This is a genomic window from Bacillus sp. m3-13, assembly GCF_000175075.1.
Lineage (GTDB): Bacteria > Bacillota > Bacilli > Bacillales > Bacillaceae_I > Sutcliffiella_A > Sutcliffiella_A horikoshii_C.
The window spans coordinates 1-19,312 of sequence record NZ_ACPC01000003.1 but is presented as its reverse complement, the minus strand read 5'-3'; the positions used below and the strand labels follow the sequence as shown (position 1 = coordinate 19,312).

Sequence of the window (19,312 nt, the reverse complement as noted above, 5' to 3'; positions counted from 1 at the left end):
CTCTCCTAGCGCTTTTTCCAAAAGTTCTTTACTCTATTTATTATACTATGTTTCCTATTCTTTACTAGTGTGAAAAATCCTTCAAGTTTTTTGAAAACAATGTGTAAATATTTTTTGACAACGTTCGGGACCAACTTCCATACTAGCATAAGGATCCACCTAAATGGTAATGAACAAATTTTAACAATCCGCCATATGACCAGAAGCAGAAAGCGGACTGTGGAGTAAAGAAACTTCCAAATACCTAATAATAATACGATAAGTGCTTGTACTAATAGTTGAATGGGCTTTACTATCAGCATTCTTACCATCTTTTCCAAGAAACGATACAAATTGATGACAAGTTGTATGATGGACTCTAGCAGGTTTAAATAAAAATACCGGAATAAGCTTTGATAAGCTGCAAAGCCGCATACGAGTGCAATGAGAATATAAAAACGGATTTCCCCTTCATTGACCCTTAGTAATACATAAAAACCGATAAGGGCTTGCAAGAGCCAAAACAGGATGTCGTGAATGAACACGACCCATTTGGCTCTTTTTTCCCGTTTCAGAAAACGTCCATACGTATCGATGGCCGCTCCAAGCCATGCCCCCATCCCAATCATGGCAAGCATTGTATAAAGCTGGGTGGTAAGCGTCATTTGAACAACTTACTAAAGAACCCTTTAGCTTTCTCCGCCTGTTGATCATCTAAATAAATGATTTCCATGATCTTGCCTTTGATGGAGACGACGCCACTTTCTACATCTAGGTTTTTCATCTGAAGGTTTTGACCTCTGACAGAGAGAAATCCCATGACGGTTTCGAGCAGAAACTCTTCGTTATCAAAACTTTCCACTTGCTTTACACCTGTGATATCCAACATTCTGCGGCTTCTCATCACGATGTCTTGCTCTTGGACAGTCTGCTTGTTTCCTTGATTCGGATCATAGTATTGGTTCATATTCATCCCTCACCCATCTAGTACTTGAAGATAGTACATGTATATGAGAGGGATATATTTTTAGAACAAGCCTGTCCGTTACTCTTCGGTTTGTTCCACTCTTTCTTCTTTTACAATCGTGTACATCATGGCTGCGTCTTCTTTTTTCGCATTCTCTTGAATGTTGTCGATGGAAGCCGTAACGATTTTTTGGCCAAAGTGAATCTTCAATTCATCTCCCGCTTTTACATTGCTGCTGGCTTTCGCTTGTACGTTGTTGATATAGATACGTCCTTGTTCTGCCACTTCTTTAGCAAGTGTACGACGCTTAATGATTCTTGATACTTTCAAAAATTTATCTAAACGCATTTTCTAACTCCCCCTATATTAAATGTCTGTTAAACACCGCTGGTAATTTCCGCACTAGGCATCGCTTTACACGGGGCACTTGCGGAGCCTCCTCGGCAAGCCTGCGGGGTCTCCGCGAAGTGCTACCTCCCGCAGGAGTCTTCGCCATGTGCTTCAATCACCAGCTAGGATATCTGCATAGGAACAGAGAATCTTCATCCATTTATAATCCGTTCTTTTTTGCTTCTTCCCAGATAGCATCTAATTGTTCTAATGATAGATTCTCGAAGGAGTGCCCTAATTCCTTTACCTTCTTTTCAATAAAAGTAAACCTGCGGTAAAATTTCCGGTTGGTTAGGGCCACCGCTTCTTCTGGATCTATTTTATAGTATCTTGCAATGTTGACGAGAGCAAAAAGTACGTCTCCGAATTCTGCGGTCACAAGTTCAGAACTTGAATCCTTTGCCAATTCTTCCTGCAACTCAGCGATTTCCTCGTTTACTTTATCCCACATTGGTGCAACATCATCCCAATCGAACCCAACTTTGCCGGCTTTTTTCTGATATTGGAATGCTTTCGTAAGATTAGGAAGCCCTTTTGCAACGGAATCTAGAATGGACTGCTCGGCCCTTTCTCCTTTTTCCTCGGCTTTGATGGCTTCCCAATTGTTGATAACATCGTCTGCATCCTCAACAGAAGTGTCTGCAAATACATGAGGGTGTCTGCGGATCATCTTCTCATTGATCCCCTCTATCACATCTTCTATGCTAAAGTACCCTTCATCCTCGCCAATTTGGGCATGTAGCAGTACTTGTAAAAGAACGTCCCCAAGTTCCTCAATGATTCCGTCTGTGTCTTCCTCATCAATGGCATCGAGCAATTCATATGCTTCTTCGATTAAATATTTTTTTAAAGATTCATGCGTTTGCTTCTGATCCCATGGGCAGCCACCAGGACCTCTTAATGTCGCAATGGTTTTTCTAAAAGAAGAGAATTGTTTATAAAGAACCTCCTCCTCTTTCACTGCAGGGACATAGACGCTTGTCAGATTATTGATTTCTGCCACCCTATCAAGTTCGTACAATGGTACCTCTGTAATCTGTTCTAAGCAAGATCCCGCTGCCGTTACAATCGTCACGGGATAATCATCCGGCAACATCTCCATCAAGGTAAGCTTCACTTCTGATGCAATGAAGGCATCATATACCTGGCAGAAGATCATCGCCTGGGTCGGTTCAATCGCTTCTTTTATAAGCGCAGTTGCATCATGAAATTGAAAGCCGTCAATTGGATCAAGCCCTACTGCTGTAAACATCGGGTCAAGGAAGCTTTGTCCGCCTTTAATGTCGAGAGTAATACTGCCTTCTTTCTCTTTTTCGAGCAAGATTTGCACGGTTTTTTCCGCCACAAGCGGATGGCCAGGAACAGCATACACAATTTCCTTATCTGCACTAAGATTGATCAGTTCTTCTGCAATTCTTTCATATACTGTGCCGAATGTGCCTTCCTGTTCATAGATGGCATCAAACGACTCGTAGGTGAGCCCTTCCCGTTCAAGCTCCTCAATAACAGGATGCTCTTTCGTTCGAAGGTAAAGATGTTCGGCCTTCATTAATTGCTTGTACACTCCCATCGGAAGCTGTTCAAGATCCCCTGCACCAAGTCCCAGAACCTTTATCATATTCATAAATGGACACCAACTTTATAATTATTTTAAAAGCTTCACCAATTTCTTTCCTAGTGGGAGAAGCATAAGTTCTTCTTTTGTAAAAAAGTGATTTTTTATTAAAATTAACAGGTAGGTGAATCCGCCGATTATCACTCCCACTATGCTTTGGAAGGTGGCCATCTTACGGCTATCCTCTATCAGTGAATCTGTCAGAAGCAGATAGACTGTCAACACGGCAGACATCATCGCGATGCTTACAAGCAAGGGAACGGTTGGCATTCTCTCAAAAATAGAAGTGCCTGTCTTCTTTTTTAACGCCAGGATCATCATGGTGGCGACCGAACTGAACGCCAACAATGTACCGATTGCCGCTCCCAATGTCGAATGGGCGGGAATCAATAGGACATTAAGCAAATATTTAAAGCCAATCCCGATACTTACGAAAAGAGCCGGAAGATAAGGGTTGCCAAGCCCCTGCAAGATAGCAGCTGCTGTCAGGGCAATGCTGCAAAAGAGAATCGACAAACCAAGTACCATTAGAACGTGGTAGCCGTTTTCATTGGAAAAAAGCATCATATTCACCGGTTTGATCAGCCAGGCAAGACCCACTGCTGCTCCCGCTCCCACTCCAATACTGACACGGATAGAGAGACTTATCTTTTCTTTCACTTCCTTCCCCTTAGAAAGAATTATGTATGGGACAAGAGATAGCGAGAATGCCGTCGCCACTACCGTTCCAAGCTGAATAAGCGGTTGTCCCCTGTCATAGACCCCTTTAAGCTCTTTAGCTTGTTGTTCGTTGATTCCTGCTTCCAATAACCCCGCGTAAATAGTGAACGCGTCTACCATCTGAAAAAGAACCAGCAATAGCGAGCTGATGCAAATGGTAAAGCCTTGAAGCATCAGAACCTTTACAATAGACTTCGAAGTCGGAAGCACATTTGAAGGTGCAGCCGTATGCATGTGCTTCCTTTTCCTCTTTTGATAAAAGACCAACAGAGCAAGTACGGCTGCAAAGCCCCCAATGACAGAACCGAATATGGCACCTGCACCTACTTCATAGAGGGAAAATCCCGCGTTCATAAGCAGATAGGATAGCACCAAGATCGTCCCTACTCTAATTACCTGTTCACTGACTTGCGAAACGGCTGTCGGTGTCATTTCCCCAAGTCCCTGAAAGCTTCCTCTCCAGACAGAGACCAAAGGCAACACCAAAAAAGAGAACGCAACAATTTTAATTAATATGGAGAGTTCCAGATCTCCCATAAAAGCTGCCAAGTGGGTCGCACCAAAGTAAAGCAACAGGAAAAAGCTCAAACCCAAAAGTGTCAAGAAACTAAAGGACACCCAGCGTATTTTCCGTGCCGCTTGCTCCCTTGTGCTCTCTGGGTGTTCTGCGATGATTTTAGAAATGACAACCGGAAAGCCATATGTAGATAAAATGATAGCCACCCCATAAAAGGGATATACCTGCTGATAAATATAAAAGCCGACATCTCCTACGATGTTTTGAAAAGGAACGCGATAGGCTGCACTGAGGATTTTAATGATGATCCCTGCAATGGTAAGAATCATGGCGCCTTTCCAGACCTTTTGATAGGAGTGTGGTGATAAATCATTCATAAAAAAGCCCGCCTTAAAGGTATTCGTACAATTGTATAATTATAGCATATTAGCAAGGTTTAGAGACATAAGAAAAGAAGCAACAGACACGCATGCCCGTTGCTTCCACTTAATTATTATTGCTCCATCTGTCTTGCAAGGAAGCCTGCAGCTGTTTCCACTGCTTTCTGTTCCACTTCTCCAAGCGACTTATCTTTGGACATGATCACCACTGCCCCAATCGGATCTCCGTTCGCCACGATAGGTCCAATGGTATAAGAAGAAAGTGGTTCAACGTGCCCGTCGACAATGGCCAGCTGCTGTTCATCCGTTTTTAATACGGAATTGCGATCTTCCATGGATTTCTCCACGACTTCGCTGATGCTTTTGTTCAAGTATTCCTTTTTCGAGCTCCCAGCGACAGCAATAAACGTATCGCGATCACAGATTAACACCGGGTGGCCCAGGCTATCATAGAGAGCTTCCGCATATTCCTTAGCGAAATCGCTAAGCTCACTAATTGGAGAGTATTTCTTTAAAATAACCTCTCCGTCCCGGTCGACGAAAATCTCAAGCGGGTCACCCTCGCGAATACGCAAGGTTCTTCTTATTTCTTTAGGAATTACAACGCGACCTAGGTCATCAATACGACGTACAATACCAGTTGCTTTCATTTCTTAGGTTGCCTCCTTCATCCGATGATAAAAAGAGATGAGTTAAATTGGTGGAATTGATCAATATGTCCTGCTTTTGAAGAATTCACCATTCGTTGAAGTTAGTATCCTACACTCAGGGAGTTATATACATGTTGGAAATGTTTTTTTCTGATAGTAAATTCCCCCAGTATTTATATAGACGTTTCTTCACAAACTCAAACCTATGAGGAAGCATTCACGCTTTCTTTTTTTACTTTTTCTAGCCCTTTTATCATGGAAATGGCCACCTGTATCCACTCTTCTGTCGCAGAACGTTTCGTCTGGATGACAATCTTCAGGTGTTTTCCTTCCATACCGAGGCTCACCATCCTGCCAAACTCATTCCCTAATAAGAATAGCTTTTGACCATCAATAATGGCGCTTGCTTCCTCTGAAAGAAGAATGACCAACTCTTGTTTTGTTTGTTTGATGGAATCCACTTTTTCCTTTAGACCATAGACTCTCATCTCTGATACTTGGAATAAATAATCGACCTCTTTTGGGTAGTTTCCGAAACGATCTTTCATTTCATCTTGAAGCTCTAAAAGATCCTCTTTAGACTCTAATCCGCGGAAACGCTTATACATATCGATCTTTTGCTTACTGTCCGGGATATAGGACTCAGGAATGTACGCATCAAGCTCCACATCAATGGAGATTTCATGCGCCTTTTTCGCATTTTTCGCGCCTTGGCGCTGCTCGATTGCTTCTTTTAGCATCTGGGAATACATATCAAATCCAACTGAATCAATAAATCCGTGTTGCTGGGCACCTAACAGATTTCCGGCTCCGCGAATGGAAAGGTCACGCATGGCAATTTTGAATCCTGAACCAAGCTCTGTGAATTCCTTGATAGATTGCAGGCGTTTCTCGGCCACTTCTGTGAGCACTTTATCTTTTCGATATGTGAAATAGGCATATGCGACTCGATTGGACCTTCCTACGCGTCCTCTGAGCTGATAAAGCTGGGATAATCCCATTCTATCTGCATCAAAGACAATCAATGTATTAACATTTGGAATGTCCACACCTGTTTCAATGATGGTCGTACTAACAAGCACTTCCGCTTCTCCTTCAAGAAACTGAATCATCACCGACTCTAGTTCGTTTTCGGTCATTTTTCCATGTGCATAGGTGACACGCGCTTCTGGAACAAGCATGGAGATCTCATCCGCTTTTCGCTCGATATCTTCCACCCTGTTATATAAGAAATAAATTTGACCGCCTCGGGCCAGCTCTCTTTCAATCGCTTCCTTTACCAGGTTCCCGTTATATTCCATCACATACGTTTGTACCGGGAAACGGTTTTCCGGCGGTGTCTCAATGACAGACAAGTCACGCACCCCGAGCATCGACATATGAAGGGTCCGCGGAATTGGCGTTGCGGTAAGGGTAAGCACATCGATATTAGCTTTAAGCTGTTTAATTTTTTCCTTATGGGTAACTCCAAAACGCTGTTCCTCATCAATAATTAACAAGCCTAGGTCTTTGTATTTAATATCTTTGGACAATAATCGGTGTGTCCCAACAACTATATCCACCGTTCCATTTCCAAGCCCTTTCATCGTTTCCGTCTGTTGTTTTCTTGATCGGAAACGGCTCAACAGGCCTATATTAATAGGGTAATCTTGGAATCTTTCCCTGATCGTTTCATAATGCTGCTGTGCCAAAATGGTGGTTGGAACCAAAATGGCTACCTGTTTGCCGTCTGTAATCGCCTTAAAGGCAGCCCTGATGGCAACTTCCGTTTTACCATAGCCCACATCTCCACACAGCAATCGGTCCATCGGGCGAGTTTTTTCCATATCCAATTTGATTTCATGGATGGATCGCAACTGATCTTCTGTCTCCTGATAAGGGAAGGTTGCTTCAAACTCTCTTTGCATTTCTCCATCTGGTGAAAAGGCATGACCGACACTCGCTTCTCTTTCGGCATATAGCTTAATCAGGTCATCTGCAATGTCTTGGACAGACGACTCCACTTTATTTTTTACCTTTTTCCAGTCGGTTCCACCAAGCTTATAAACTTTCGGTTCTTTCCCTTCAGAACCTACATATTTCTGCACCTGATCTATTTGCTCAACAGGGACATAAAGTTTATCAGAGCCTTGATATTTAATATGAATATAATCTTTATGAAGGCCATTAATATCTAGTGTTTCAATTCCTAAGTATTTACCGATTCCGTGGTTGATATGGACCACATAGTCCCCAACATTCAATTCGGTGTAATTTTTAATTCGTTCTGCGTTCGATAGCTTTTGTCTGTTTTTAGGCTTTTTTGCTTTCTTCTTAAAAAGCTCTTCCTCTGTAATGACCGCAAGCTTTTGCATCGGTAATTCAAAACCTGATTGCAGGTCTCCTTCCACAAGTTGGACCTCGCCATGGGCAAAGGCCGACCCTTTGGAAAGCTTTCTTATATCCATTTCATAATCAGCAAACACTGTCTCTAACTTTTCCATCCGCTCTTGGTTGGAAGCAAGGACCACAATTGCATAGTTTGCTTTTCTCCAACGCTCAATTTCCGATTTTAGCAGGTGCATCTGCCCGTGGAAATGCTGCATGCTCTTAGAAGACATATTAATCAAGTTTTCTGGATGAGTATGCGGCACTGCTCGTAAGAAAAGGGATAGATAAAGAAATGGTTGCTTTTTGCTATGTACAATTTGGGCAAAAGAATGGGAAAACTTCAGGTCATGGACCGCTTTTCCTTCTGCCAATAGCTCTACAAGCCACTCTGCTTCCTCTTTATCAAGACTTTCTGCCGTTTCATGGACTCTGCTGATTTCATCCATGATCACTATTCCGCCCCGAGGAATGTAATCTAGTAAACTAGCTGGTGAACTGTAAAAGAATGAAAGATATTTGTACAGCTCTGAAAACACTTGTCCGTTGCGTATTTGTTCTAGCTCATAGGAAATATTTTCCGTTAACAGCTGTTTTACTTTATCATTTTTCATCTTTTTAATCGTTTTCGCCAGTTCTTTTTCAAGAACCTCCCGGCCATTGGCAAGCTCTTGATCTGTAAGGAGCATTTCCGTTGCAGGGCCAATCGTCACCATAACCATATGTTTTTGAGAACGTTGATCTTCTACCGTAAAATAACGGATCGACTCTACTTCGTCATCAAAAAGTTCAATCCGAATGGCATATTCCTCTGTGATAGGGTAGATGTCGATGATTCCGCCTCTAATACTGAAATCTCCTGGCGTTGCAACCATTCCTACCCGCTGATATCCGAACCTGACTAGACGTTCTGCTAAGTTATCGAGTTCCAACGTCTTTTCTACTTCAATGGTCAACAACGTTTGCTGCCATTTTTCTTTTGATGGGAGTATTCTTTTTAACCCTGCGATGGGTGCGATAATAATCCCATTATTTTTAGTAGCCCAATGGTTAAGGGCCTCTACGCGCTGTGCTTTAAGTTCTGGACTGGCGATACCGATTTCTGCCGCCAACACATCGTTTACAGGGTAAAGATACAGTTGATCCTCCGGCAGGAAGCTTGCCAAATCATCATACACCTTTTGGGCATGAAATAAATTATGGGTGATGAGCAGGATTGGCGCCTTTCTTTCTTCATACAACGCCGCAATTAACATGGACCTCGCCGAATTAGAAATTCCTGAAATCAACTGTTCTTGCAACCCCTCTTGCAGGCCAACCAAAACCGACTGGAAATCATCATTTTCACTGAAATATGGAATAAAACCCTTCATGACAAACACCCTCCCCTCTCTATGATTAATGTTTTATATTCTGCTTTTTTATCATTGAGCTTCTCAGACGCAAAAAGGCTTTGGTGTCTCACCAAAGCTAATTTATCTGCTCTATTGTATGAACCGTTCTTGTTCATGCCAGTCAGGATTCCGGTCAAGGGCTTCCTGGCAATCCTCACAAATCGTTTTAACATGTACATCACCATTTTGTTGATATGCTATCATTTCATGTCGTTCTGTATCCGATAGTTGATGAAAACCCAGTTCTTCTGAAAATACCGATTTGGAATCGATGGTGCCGACTTTATAGCCGCAATGTCTGCAATGATAATGGATAGCCATCTTTTTCCCTCCACTTTTCTGCAAGGCCTAGAAAATGGCCTCTTTTACCAATAGTATGAACAGTGGGAAACATTGTTATACAAGGTGTGTTGGGTTTGAAGAAGCTCAGAAAAACTACCTTAACATTCTATTACTGATTAAAAGTGTTCATTACTTGAAGGAATTCTTTTGACAAGTTTTCTTCACAAGCTTCTGCCGCTTTTTTTATGCTGTCATCGATTGCCGGACGCTCTTCTGTTTGGAACTTCCCAAGTACATAATCCGAGATGGACGGTCCGTTTTTCGGACGGTCAATGCCCATTCTAATACGGTTGAAATTCTGGGTCTGTAGGTGCTGTATCAAGGACTTAATTCCATTATGCCCCCCGGCACTGCCCTTTTGGCGAAGACGCAGCTTTCCGGCTGGTAAATCTAAGTCATCATATATTACCACAAGATCCTCTACATCTAGCTTATAGAAGTCCAATAACGGGCGAACACATTCCCCCGATAAATTCATATATGTAAGAGGCTTCACTAATAGTACTTTTTCGCCGTTTATAGTACCTTGTCCGAAAATCCCTTTGAATTTGGACTGTGTTAATGGGATGTTCCATTTGTCTGCTAATTCATCTATTACCATAAATCCGATATTGTGCCTTGTTTCTTCATATTGACGGCCTGGATTTCCAAGCCCCACAAATACTTTCATTATTTTTCCTCCTGAAACGTCTTGCTCTTTACCAAATAAGGATTGCAAAAATTTTTTCATGAATACCTCCCACAAACCTATTCGCTATCTTTCATTTTACTTGAACATGGGGTGAAAAGGAAATGAGAAGGGGTCTAGTCGATTAAAACAACTCTATATTACTGGAGTTTAGAAGCCACTGGGTGGTTAAAGTGCGCTATACGACTGTTTGCGCGTTTTCTTCTTGCCTTCGGGCGTATAGAAGCATTCTATTTAACCGTTTACCGCTTTTCCTCGTGCCTTCGGGCGTATAGAAGCCCTCTATTTGACCGTTTACCGCTTTTCCTCGTGCTTTCGGGCGTATAGAAGCATTCTATTTGACCGTTTACTCTTTTCACTCGTGCCTTCGGGCGTATAGAAGCATTCTATTTGACCGTTTACCGTTTTTCCTCGTGCCTTCGGGCGTATAGAAGCATTCTATTTGACCGTTTACTCTTTTCCTCGTGGCTTTGGGCATTTTTAATCATCTAGTTCCCTTAGCTACTAACCTCCATAATTGTACTCCTCATGCCACAGTGTTTAGAAAATCTTCTCCGCAACAAGAGAAAAGACGTAACCATAAAGGTTACGCCTCCTCCTCTGTGCTTTCCTTGTTTTCTCTACCTTCTACAAGTTCAGGCTCGCCTGGTTCTTGTTCTTCTCCAGGATCGATTTCCTCTTCTTGTCGTGGAGGTAAGATGGAAGCAACCACTTCATCATCTTCATGATTGAAGCTGTATTTACCTGATTTTAAATCGCCGATTGTGATATTTTCGTTCACGTCAAGTTCCGTGACATCCACATCAATGGATTCCGGTACATCGTTTGGAAGTGCTTTGATGGAGACTTCATGGAGAACTTGTTGTAAGACCCCTCCATCTTTCACTCCTTTTGCATCGCCTGTAACGTGAACCGTAACATCTACATCAATCTCTGATTTAAAATTTACTACATGGAAATCCAAGTGGACGAATTCCAAGCTTTTCAACGGGTTAATCTGATAATCGTAAAGCATTACTTTGCGCTTATCTGAGCCGATTTCAAGCGAAATGATGCCGTTTCGTCCTGTTTCACGAATCGTTTTAATAAATTCTTTACTATCGACAGTAATAGATTTATTTTCTGTATCATTCCCGTAAACAACCGCTGGAATTAAACCTTCCTCACGGATTTTGGTTTTTGAAGATCCTTTGAATTCTGTACGTTCATTTGCATGTAATACTGACATTCTTATCACCTTCCTGGGAAAATAAAATACTTGTCTCTCATTCAATTTCCCCAATTTTCGGAAGGTTAAACATGATTCTTACGATTAATCAAATAAAGTACTAACGGATTTTTCTTCATGCACACGAATTATCGCTTCAGCAATAAGCTGTGCAACAGACAGTTGTGTGATTTTTTCTATTTTCTTCTCTTCTGGTAAGGAGATGGTGTTTGTGATTACCAACTCTTTAATTTTAGAGTTTTGAATACGTTCAATTGCAGGGCCTGACAGTACTGGGTGTGTACAGCATGCATATACTTCTTTTGCTCCATTTTCAATCAAGGCATTTGCCGCTAACGTTATGGTTCCCGCAGTATCAATCATGTCATCGATCAAGATGGCCGTTCTTCCTTCGATATGACCAACAATGTTCATAACCTCTGCAACATTTGGACGAGGTCTGCGTTTGTCGATGATCGCAATCGGCGCTTTCAAGCGATCAGCTAGCTTTCTTGCTCTTGTTACCCCACCATGGTCAGGGGATACGATTACAAGGTCTTCTAGTTGTTTGCTATCGAAGTATTCCGCCAAAATCGGAACACCCATTAAGTGGTCAATCAGGATATCAAAGAATCCTTGAATTTGCGGTGCATGCAGATCAAGCGTGATGACGCGGTCTGCTCCAGCAGTTTCTAATAGGTTTGCCACTAGTTTAGCCGTGATTGGCTCACGAGCACGCGCTTTACGGTCTTGTCTTCCATAACCGTAGTATGGCATTACAATGTTGATTGTTTTTGCAGAAGCACGTTTTAGTGCATCAATCATGATAAGCGTCTCCATGATATGTTCGTTTACAGGTGCGCTTGTAGATTGGATCACATACACGTCACAACCACGGATGCTTTCCTCGATGTTTATTTGGACTTCTCCATCACTGAAACGGGCAACGGAACATTTTCCGATTGGAACACCTACATGTTGAGCAATTTCTTCCGCTAAGGCTGTGTTGGAATTTAACGTAAAAATCTTTAGATTAGAATCTGCATACTTTGGCATGATATCTTGAACCCTCCGCTAGGTTTTTTTAATGGCTTCTTTTAATGACTTTGTTAAACACTACTGTTGATTTCCGCACCGGACTTCGCTTTCCTAGGGGCGCTGCTTGAGCCTCCTCACAACGCTCGGGGGTCTCAAGCTACCGCTATCTCCCTCAGGACAAGGAAGACTTCGTCAGCGATTCATCGCACGAAGAAAATGCGTAGCATTTTCGAGGAGTCTTCGCCCTGTGCTCCAATCAACAGCTGTAAAAACTCTCTGAAACAGTCGATTTATTTATTGTTAAGCTTGTTTACGTAGTTTTCTTTGTTTACTTGGCGTGCGCGTGCGATGGATAGTGCTTCTCCTGGCACATCTTCTGTGATGGTGGAGCCTGCTGCAACATAGGCGTTTTTGCCGATTGTTACAGGTGCCACCAAGTTGGAGTTGCAACCTACAAACACACCATCTTCAATTTTGGTTAAGTATTTCTTTTTCCCATCATAGTTGACGGTGATAGAGCCGCATCCAAGGTTCACGTCCGCTCCAACTTCCGCATCTCCAATATAGCTAAGATGAGAAGCCTTGCTTCCGTTTCCAAATGTCGCTTTTTTCACTTCCACAAAGTTACCGAGCTTTACTTCATTTCCAATCTTGGAATCAGGTCTCACGTGAGCAAACGGTCCGATATTTACATCATGACCAATTTCACTGTCATGTGCCACAGATTGGCGGATGGTTGTTCGGTCCCCGATTTGGCAATCTTTAATCTCGGAGTTCGGACCGATGATGCAATCTTCCCCGATCTTCGTCTCACCCAAGATAACGGTGCCAGGGTTGATGACAGTATCTCTGCCAATCTCTGCATCTGCTGAGATATACGTATTATCTGGATCAATGATGCTAACTCCATTGATCATATGTTTTTTATTAATTCTTTTCTTCATTGTTTTTTCGGCCTGAGAAAGTGCCACTCTGTCATTGACTCCAAGTGTTTCATCAAAGTCTAATGTTTGGTAGGCAGAAACGATATCGCCTTGTTCTTTCAGTATTTCAATGACATCCGGAAGGTAATATTCTCCTTGCACATTGTCATTGGAAACATTGTTCAGCGCTGTAAAAAGTGCCTCATTATCGAAGCAGTAAGTACCTGTATTGATTTCTGTCACTTTACGTTCATCTTCGTTAGCGTCCTTGTGCTCCACAATTTTCCCAACATGTCCTTCGCTATTGCGGATAATGCGTCCATACCCAGTAGGATCTTCTGCATAAGCTGTCAGAATGGTCGCCTTCGCTCCCGTGTTTTCGTGCAGATCAAGCAGTTCCTGCATCGTTTCCGGTGTGATAAGTGGAGTATCTCCACAAATGACCAGTGTTACGCCTTTTTTATCTTGCAACATTGGTGCAGCTTGCATGACTGCATGCGCTGTTCCTAACTGTTCTGCCTGAAGGGCATACTCGCTTCTTGATCCAAGATGGCTCTTTACTGTCTCCGCTCCATGTCCAACCACAGTTACAATTTTCTCGAAGTTGAGTGCAGAGACATGATCAACGACATGTTGAACCATTGGTTTGCCACAAACAGGGTGTAACACTTTATATAATTTGGATTTCATCCGTGTACCTTGTCCAGCTGCTAAAATTACGGCATATCGATTTATCATAACGGCCTCCATTTTCACCTAATTATCCATTACGAATATATCCTAAAACGGGGCCCATTTCAAGGAAGTACACGAAAGTACATTTATTTGTCAAAAAAAAGACCAAAAGAAAAAACAGGCCGCATAACAGCCTGTTTCACCTTTTATCGATTAAGAAGCACCTGCTTCTTCGTATTCTACTTCTAATTCGCCTAAGCGGTGGTACTCTGCTAGAACCGCTTCTTGGATTTTCCCACGCGTCCCGGAATTGATTGGGTGCGCAATATCGCGGAATTCTCCATCCGGCGTACGTTTACTAGGCATCGCAACGAACAAGCCGTTGTTTCCATCGATCACACGGATGTCATGAACAACGAATTCATGATCTAATGTAATAGATGCGATAGCTCTCATGCGACCATCGGTATTTACGCGGCGTAATCTTACGTCAGTTACTTCCATTCTGTTCACCACCTTTTGTCCCAATAAAAAACTTAGTATTATAAATTCTCTAAATTTTCTAGAATTCCTTCTTATTTTCAAATTTTTTTTGAAAATTTTGGGCAAATTGGTGTAAAAAGAACAGATTCTATTTTACTAGAGCGATAACTTCTATTTCTACCAGAACATCTTTCGGTAAACGGGCAACCTCCACACAAGACCTTGCAGGTTTGTGAGCGGAGAAATACTCTCCATACACTTCATTTATTTCTCCAAATTGATTCATATCTTTAATGAAAACAGTGGCTTTCACTACTGTTTCCAAGGAAGCACCGGCTTCTTCTAAAACCGCTTGCAAGTTTTTGAATACTTGATGAGTTTGTTCTTTCACATCTCCTTCAAGTAATTCTCCATTTGGCAATAACGGTATTTGACCTGAACTGTAAAAAAGATTGTTGACGATGATCCCCTGGGAATATGGACCTATCGCTTTTGGAGCGGCATCTGTATGAACAACTTTCATGATCTTACACACCCTTTAGTTTATTGTAATATTTTCTTTTACATGCTGAAGATAGTTGCCTTGCTGCACTTCTATCTGTCGGTCTCTTTCACTGACCTTTTCCAACTTAGCCAAGGAAACATAGTCATCGACCAGGCGTTCTTCGATATTTTCAGACTCCACTAGAATTCCGATGCCTGCTACGTTCGCTTGAAACTCAGCAAGTAAGTTCACCATTCCGCTGACCGTCCCGCCGGCCTTCATAAAGTCATCGATAATCAGGACATTCGAGCCCGTCTCTAAGCTTCTCTTTGCCAGGACCATCGTTTGAATTCGTTTGGATGAACCGGAAACATAATTAATGCTTACTGTAGAACCTTCTGTGACCCTGCTGTCCCGTCTTACAATAACAACCGGCACATTTAAAAAGCTTGCCACTGCATGTGCAAGTGGAATCCCTTTTGTCGCCATCGTCATCACAATATCCACTTTTTTATGACTGAATGCTGTTGCGAACATTTTCCCGACTTTGTTTAAAACTTTCGGGTTGCCAAGAATATCCGTCATATATAAATAACCGCCAGGGAGCAATCTTTCCGGCTTTGCGATCATTTCACACAATTCCTCTAAATAGGCAGATGCCTCTTCATGACTTACATACGGGATATACCTGACACCGCCAGCAGCACCTGGGACCGTCACAAGCGTTCCGATTCCTTGCTGTTCGAATGTTTGTTTAATGATTCCAAGATCTTCACTTATGGAAGACTTTGCAGACCCATAACGGTCAGCAAAGAAGGAAAGCGGAACTAACCCTTGTGGATGTTGCAGCAAATAATGCGTCATGTCCACAAGACGACCACTTCGACGTAATTTCATGCTTTTTCCTCCTAAAATCCGAATATTCTAATGTAAATATAACATTAATATCCGGATTTAATCAAGACTGTTCCGCTCGCCAAGGATTCTGACTGCAAACACTTGATCACAGAACCCTCTCAATCCATTGCAAATGCGGTGCATTCTAGAATCATATTGAACAATTCCGAAGACAGTCGGGCCACTTCCGCTCATCAAAACGGCATCTGCACCGAATTTCTTCATCTGCTCTTTTATATGTGCCACTTCCGGATAAAGCTTTAATGTAACACTTTCCAACACATTGCCAACAAGCCCGATCATTTTTTCATAATCATTTTCATGAATGGCAGCAAGCATTCCTTCTACATCGGGATGCTCAACCTTACTAAGGTCGAGGTTGTTATACACTTCTGCTGTGGATACGCCAATTGTCGGCTTCGCAAGAACAATCCAACTATGAGGCGGAGCAGGGATATGTTGAACAATTTCTCCTCGTCCTGTTGCAACCGCCGTTCCCCCATATACACAAAATGACACATCAGAACCAATTTCAGCTCCAATCTCGGCCAGTTCGTCTAAGGTAAGCCCGAGTTTCCACAGCCTGTTCAAACCGCGTAGCGTGGCAGCCGCGTCACTGCTTCCGCCAGCTAATCCTGCTGCAACAGGAATCACCTTTGTAATTCCAATGGAAACCCCTTGCTTCACGTTAAACCGTTCCTTCAACAGGGCCGCTGCCTGGTAGGCCAAATTTCGATTATCGTCCGGAACATATCGATTATGAGATAGAATGGTGATTTGACCATCCTTTCGCTCTGACAGTTCAATACGGTCAGCTAAATCAATGGTGGTCATAATCATCTTCACTTCATGGAATCCGTCTGGACGCTTATGTAGCACATCTAGCGATAAGTTTATTTTCGCTGGTGCTTTTTCTAACAGTCTCACTTTCTTCACCTTCTTCATTCGTCTCCAATTATCTATGTATTGTACCATATTCCTTGTCAGAAATATCTCCATCAATGGGAAATATTATGTTTTCAAAAGTGATCTGTTTTTTCTGCGTTGCCAAAAAACCGAAGTGGCTTTCACTTCGGTTCTTCATTTATCTATTTATGTTGATTTTGTACAAGTTGTCGCTCTGCCAATTCTATGGCACGTTTTACCATGTTGCCGGCATCCTTGGCTTTTATTCCGCCCCAGCCTTCGCTTTGGACGACATCATAGAAACCGAGTTCTTTTGCCAGTTCTTCTTTTAGCTGATGAGACATTATGCTTCGTCTTCTGCTCATGATAAAAGCCCTCCTCATTGATCGTTGAACGCGACAGTATTAGTATTGGAGGGGTTTTGTGTTTTTATAAGCGGTTATATATGTATTTTTAAGAGGGTTGCTTTAAACGCCGCTGTTGATTTCCGCGCCAGGCTTCGCTTTCCTAAGGGCGTTGCTGGAGTCTCAGCCTTTCGCTCCAATCATCAGCTAAAGTGTTTTTAGGCAAAATAAAAAGCAGCAAACATAGTTGTCTACTGCCCACTTATGGCCATATTGCCTTCTTCGAAAAATGTAAGTTGTACCGTCTCTGTGAGGACATCTGCATAGCTGTAGGATACACGTTCAAAAGCATTTTCGTCTTGATCTAGTTCTATTACAAATACTGATGGATAAGTTTCTGCTAATATCCCTATGCGCTCAATTGTCTTTCTACGACCACCGTTAGCACGAAGAGTTAACTTTTTACCTAAATTAGAATCTAACGTTCTTTTGATATCTACTAACGTTTTTCCCATTTTACTCCACCTCACTATACTATAGTTAGTGTAACATATTTTTAATGAAAAATCAAATAAAACTTAAAATTATAACAACCACAAAAGCAACCTGTCAATATATTTCTGTCTACAATTATCTTCATATGTCTACATTTACTATGCGCACATAGGGGAATAATTATGTATAAAATGATAAATTACCTTTTTATCCTTACCAGGAGTGGTTTTTAGATTAAATTCATTGGGCTAAAATACGACAAAAAAACCCTTAACTTCTAACCGTTAAGAGTCTTCATCCGCTTCTTCATCTTCTTTATAAGGTCTAAAAGGCATTCCCGTTCGTAAAACTCCTCTTGTTTCAATACCTCCAAGTCCCTTATCCCCCGTTAATGTATTTTTCAATAAATCCCATACATTTACACGTTCCATAAAAGGAGTAAAACAAATTCTACCCACTATATAAACCGGATCAAGGGCATGTATATTCACTCGAGATGGGGAGCTTGCAAAGTTTGCGCCTGCCTGTATCAATGATTCAAAGTGGGACTGGCACGCGCCTGCAAAAATGACTAACTGATCGAGATTTGGTTGGATCCGGCGGGCCTCTTTTACGGTTTGCACAAAGTGCCAAGAGTGGCGATATGCTTTGAGGTCGTTCACTTTCCCCTTGCTCTTGGAGTATGCATCATGACCGGTGATAACTAAGATATCCGGTCGATACTTTTCCATCAATTCGATTATTTTCAGAGGCATTTCTTTTTCATTTGCATGCACTCCGTTGACAGGGACGCCGATTCTTTCGTAAAGCTCCAAGCACTTTTTTAAATACAAAGGATCTCCATCCAAATGCAAGACCTTTCCTGGCACTTGAAAATAGTTTTGCTCTGTACTATAGCCACCTGTTGCCTCGTATTCATTTTTTTCCCGAATCAGCTGATAGTCCTGTTGCAGGAGTTGCAAAGATCTGTTGACCTTGGATTCCGCCCTTTGCTTCCTGGTCATCTGCTCTTTTCCATCTACTACTTTCAGGTCTTCGTAAGGGGCATCTGCCATCAGCCTGACATCTTCCCCATATAATAAAACAACACGCTGTTTTAATTCATTCTCATGTATATCCATCACACGAAATAAAAGATCATAATTATAAGATTTTCGTGCAACAATGTCTCCAATTTTCAGCATCATTTTTCCCTCCAACTGGGAGAAGGCATTTACCCCAACGGTCTATCTAACCTAGAGTATGCAGGGAACTTTACGTGTGTGAGCACTTTCCTTGGTGTAATGAAGGTTGTGAACGCATTGGCCCGAATTCAATATCTGGGCATTTTAAAAGCTGCCACATCTTGAGGGAATACTTGATGCTGTGGCAGTTTTTTGTGTATTTCTTATTAATTTGGGACAAGTCCATTCATGTTAGCTGGCTTTGTTACTCGAATATCGGTTGAATTTTTGTTTATCCATTGTAAAGACACTTATATCCATCGTAAAAACGATTTATCCATTTTTGACTAATGAATATCCAGTGCTGAATACGTAACCCAAGTTGATTGGAGTGGAAGGCGCGCAGACGCCCGCGGGAGGAAGAGACAGGTGAGACCCCTCAGGCGGAGGAGGCCACTGAAAAAGTCTTTGATTTTAGATATTTTTAAGACACCGCTTTTGATTTCCGCAAATGGCTTCGCTTTCCGCGGGGCGACCTTGAGCCTCCTCACTTCGTTGCGGGGTCTCAACAATGTCGCTTCTTCCCCCGCTGGAGTCTACGCCATTTGCTCCATTCAAAAGCTGAAAATTGAATGTACAATTCGTACTTAATTAAGCAGAAGAATGTTTAAATTACAACTTTCTTCTG

At 42.1% G+C, this 19,312-nt stretch carries 19 protein-coding genes; all 19 read right to left on the bottom strand.

Features of this window, described 5'->3' with window-relative positions; genetic code table 11:
• Positions 1 to 5 precede the first annotated feature (5 nt).
• The 19 genes from yabQ to yabG all read right to left on the bottom strand — a co-directional run bounded on the left by yabQ (position 6) and on the right by yabG (position 18,648).
• Positions 6 to 644 (bottom strand): spore cortex biosynthesis protein YabQ, encoded by a 639-nt coding sequence (gene yabQ / locus M313_RS0100275; protein ID WP_010191405.1) that lies wholly within the window; start codon positions 642 to 644, stop codon positions 6 to 8.
• Positions 641 to 946, bottom strand: a complete 306-nt coding sequence (gene yabP, locus M313_RS0100270; RefSeq protein WP_010191403.1) for a sporulation protein YabP — start codon at positions 944 to 946, stop codon at positions 641 to 643. The genes yabQ and yabP overlap by 4 nt, the downstream gene beginning before the upstream one ends.
• Positions 947 to 1,024: 78 nt before the next feature.
• Entirely contained in the window at positions 1,025 to 1,294 is a 270-nt protein-coding gene (locus tag M313_RS0100265) for an RNA-binding S4 domain-containing protein (RefSeq protein WP_010191401.1), read from the bottom strand.
• Between the two features lie 202 nt (positions 1,295 to 1,496).
• Entirely contained in the window at positions 1,497 to 2,960 is a 1,464-nt protein-coding gene (yabN, locus tag M313_RS0100260) for a bifunctional methyltransferase/pyrophosphohydrolase YabN (RefSeq protein ID WP_010191399.1), read from the bottom strand.
• Positions 2,961 to 2,981: 21 nt separating this feature from the next.
• The gene (locus M313_RS0100255) at positions 2,982 to 4,565 is read right to left on the bottom strand and encodes a putative polysaccharide biosynthesis protein (RefSeq protein WP_010191398.1); all 1,584 of its coding nucleotides are present in this window, start codon (positions 4,563 to 4,565) and stop codon (positions 2,982 to 2,984) included.
• A gap of 116 nt (positions 4,566 to 4,681) precedes the next feature.
• Positions 4,682 to 5,218, bottom strand: coding sequence for a stage V sporulation protein T (gene spoVT / locus M313_RS0100250; protein WP_010191397.1), 537 nt, complete (start codon positions 5,216 to 5,218; stop codon positions 4,682 to 4,684).
• A 203-nt stretch (positions 5,219 to 5,421) separates the two neighbouring features.
• Positions 5,422 to 8,958: a transcription-repair coupling factor gene (mfd, locus tag M313_RS0100245; protein WP_010191395.1), complete on the bottom strand. Its 3,537-nt coding sequence runs from the start codon at positions 8,956 to 8,958 to the stop codon at positions 5,422 to 5,424.
• 111 nt (positions 8,959 to 9,069) lie between these two features.
• Positions 9,070 to 9,300, bottom strand: coding sequence for an anti-sigma-F factor Fin (gene fin / locus M313_RS0100240; protein ID WP_010191394.1), 231 nt, complete (start codon positions 9,298 to 9,300; stop codon positions 9,070 to 9,072).
• Between the two features lie 130 nt (positions 9,301 to 9,430).
• Entirely contained in the window at positions 9,431 to 9,991 is a 561-nt protein-coding gene (gene pth / locus M313_RS0100235) for an aminoacyl-tRNA hydrolase (RefSeq protein ID WP_010191392.1), read from the bottom strand.
• Between the two features lie 604 nt (positions 9,992 to 10,595).
• Entirely contained in the window at positions 10,596 to 11,237 is a 642-nt protein-coding gene (locus M313_RS0100230) for a 50S ribosomal protein L25/general stress protein Ctc (protein ID WP_010191390.1), read from the bottom strand.
• An 84-nt stretch (positions 11,238 to 11,321) separates the two neighbouring features.
• Positions 11,322 to 12,272: a ribose-phosphate diphosphokinase gene (locus M313_RS0100225; RefSeq protein ID WP_010191388.1), complete on the bottom strand. Its 951-nt coding sequence runs from the start codon at positions 12,270 to 12,272 to the stop codon at positions 11,322 to 11,324.
• A 272-nt stretch (positions 12,273 to 12,544) separates the two neighbouring features.
• Positions 12,545 to 13,915, bottom strand: coding sequence for a bifunctional UDP-N-acetylglucosamine diphosphorylase/glucosamine-1-phosphate N-acetyltransferase GlmU (gene glmU / locus M313_RS0100220; protein ID WP_010191387.1), 1,371 nt, complete (start codon positions 13,913 to 13,915; stop codon positions 12,545 to 12,547).
• A 150-nt stretch (positions 13,916 to 14,065) separates the two neighbouring features.
• Positions 14,066 to 14,356, bottom strand: coding sequence for a septation regulator SpoVG (gene spoVG / locus M313_RS0100215; RefSeq protein WP_010191385.1), 291 nt, complete (start codon positions 14,354 to 14,356; stop codon positions 14,066 to 14,068).
• Positions 14,357 to 14,483: 127 nt separating this feature from the next.
• Positions 14,484 to 14,861, bottom strand: a complete 378-nt coding sequence (gene ridA / locus M313_RS0100210; RefSeq protein WP_029326259.1) for a 2-iminobutanoate/2-iminopropanoate deaminase — start codon at positions 14,859 to 14,861, stop codon at positions 14,484 to 14,486.
• Positions 14,862 to 14,873: 12 nt separating this feature from the next.
• Positions 14,874 to 15,716, bottom strand: a complete 843-nt coding sequence (gene purR, locus M313_RS0100205; RefSeq protein ID WP_010191382.1) for a pur operon repressor — start codon at positions 15,714 to 15,716, stop codon at positions 14,874 to 14,876.
• 57 nt (positions 15,717 to 15,773) lie between these two features.
• Positions 15,774 to 16,643, bottom strand: coding sequence for a 4-(cytidine 5'-diphospho)-2-C-methyl-D-erythritol kinase (gene ispE, locus M313_RS0100200; protein WP_010191380.1), 870 nt, complete (start codon positions 16,641 to 16,643; stop codon positions 15,774 to 15,776).
• A 161-nt stretch (positions 16,644 to 16,804) separates the two neighbouring features.
• Positions 16,805 to 16,987 (bottom strand): small, acid-soluble spore protein, alpha/beta type, encoded by a 183-nt coding sequence (locus M313_RS0100195; protein WP_010191378.1) that lies wholly within the window; start codon positions 16,985 to 16,987, stop codon positions 16,805 to 16,807.
• Between the two features lie 230 nt (positions 16,988 to 17,217).
• Positions 17,218 to 17,481 carry a biofilm formation stimulator Veg gene (gene veg / locus M313_RS0100190; RefSeq protein WP_010191377.1) on the bottom strand — a complete coding sequence of 88 codons (264 nt, stop codon included), beginning with the start codon at positions 17,479 to 17,481 and terminating at the stop codon, positions 17,218 to 17,220.
• A gap of 264 nt (positions 17,482 to 17,745) precedes the next feature.
• Positions 17,746 to 18,648, bottom strand: coding sequence for a sporulation peptidase YabG (gene yabG / locus M313_RS22250; protein WP_034773953.1), 903 nt, complete (start codon positions 18,646 to 18,648; stop codon positions 17,746 to 17,748).
• Positions 18,649 to 19,312 lie beyond the last annotated feature (664 nt).

Bases quoted from the DNA above. Each gene is read 5' to 3' on its own strand.
- yabQ (WP_010191405.1), bottom strand. From the start codon at position 644: ATGACGCTTACCACCCAGCTTTATACAATGCTTGCCATGATTGGGATG.
- yabP (WP_010191403.1), bottom strand. From the start codon at position 946: ATGAACCAATACTATGATCCGAATCAAGGAAACAAGCAGACTGTCCAA.
- M313_RS0100265 (WP_010191401.1), bottom strand. From the start codon at position 1,294: ATGCGTTTAGATAAATTTTTGAAAGTATCAAGAATCATTAAGCGTCGT.
- yabN (WP_010191399.1), bottom strand. From the start codon at position 2,960: ATGAATATGATAAAGGTTCTGGGACTTGGTGCAGGGGATCTTGAACAG.
- M313_RS0100255 (WP_010191398.1), bottom strand. From the start codon at position 4,565: ATGAATGATTTATCACCACACTCCTATCAAAAGGTCTGGAAAGGCGCC.
- spoVT (WP_010191397.1), bottom strand. From the start codon at position 5,218: ATGAAAGCAACTGGTATTGTACGTCGTATTGATGACCTAGGTCGCGTT.
- mfd (WP_010191395.1), bottom strand. From the start codon at position 8,958: ATGAAGGGTTTTATTCCATATTTCAGTGAAAATGATGATTTCCAGTCG.
- fin (WP_010191394.1), bottom strand. From the start codon at position 9,300: ATGGCTATCCATTATCATTGCAGACATTGCGGCTATAAAGTCGGCACC.
- pth (WP_010191392.1), bottom strand. From the start codon at position 9,991: ATGAAAGTATTTGTGGGGCTTGGAAATCCAGGCCGTCAATATGAAGAA.
- M313_RS0100230 (WP_010191390.1), bottom strand. From the start codon at position 11,237: ATGTCAGTATTACATGCAAATGAACGTACAGAATTCAAAGGATCTTCA.
- M313_RS0100225 (WP_010191388.1), bottom strand. From the start codon at position 12,272: ATGCCAAAGTATGCAGATTCTAATCTAAAGATTTTTACGTTAAATTCC.
- glmU (WP_010191387.1), bottom strand. From the start codon at position 13,915: ATGATAAATCGATATGCCGTAATTTTAGCAGCTGGACAAGGTACACGG.
- spoVG (WP_010191385.1), bottom strand. From the start codon at position 14,356: ATGGAAGTAACTGACGTAAGATTACGCCGCGTAAATACCGATGGTCGC.
- purR (WP_010191382.1), bottom strand. From the start codon at position 15,716: ATGAAATTACGTCGAAGTGGTCGTCTTGTGGACATGACGCATTATTTG.
- M313_RS0100195 (WP_010191378.1), bottom strand. From the start codon at position 16,987: ATGAGCAGAAGACGAAGCATAATGTCTCATCAGCTAAAAGAAGAACTG.
- veg (WP_010191377.1), bottom strand. From the start codon at position 17,481: ATGGGAAAAACGTTAGTAGATATCAAAAGAACGTTAGATTCTAATTTA.
- yabG (WP_034773953.1), bottom strand. From the start codon at position 18,648: ATGATGCTGAAAATTGGAGACATTGTTGCACGAAAATCTTATAATTAT.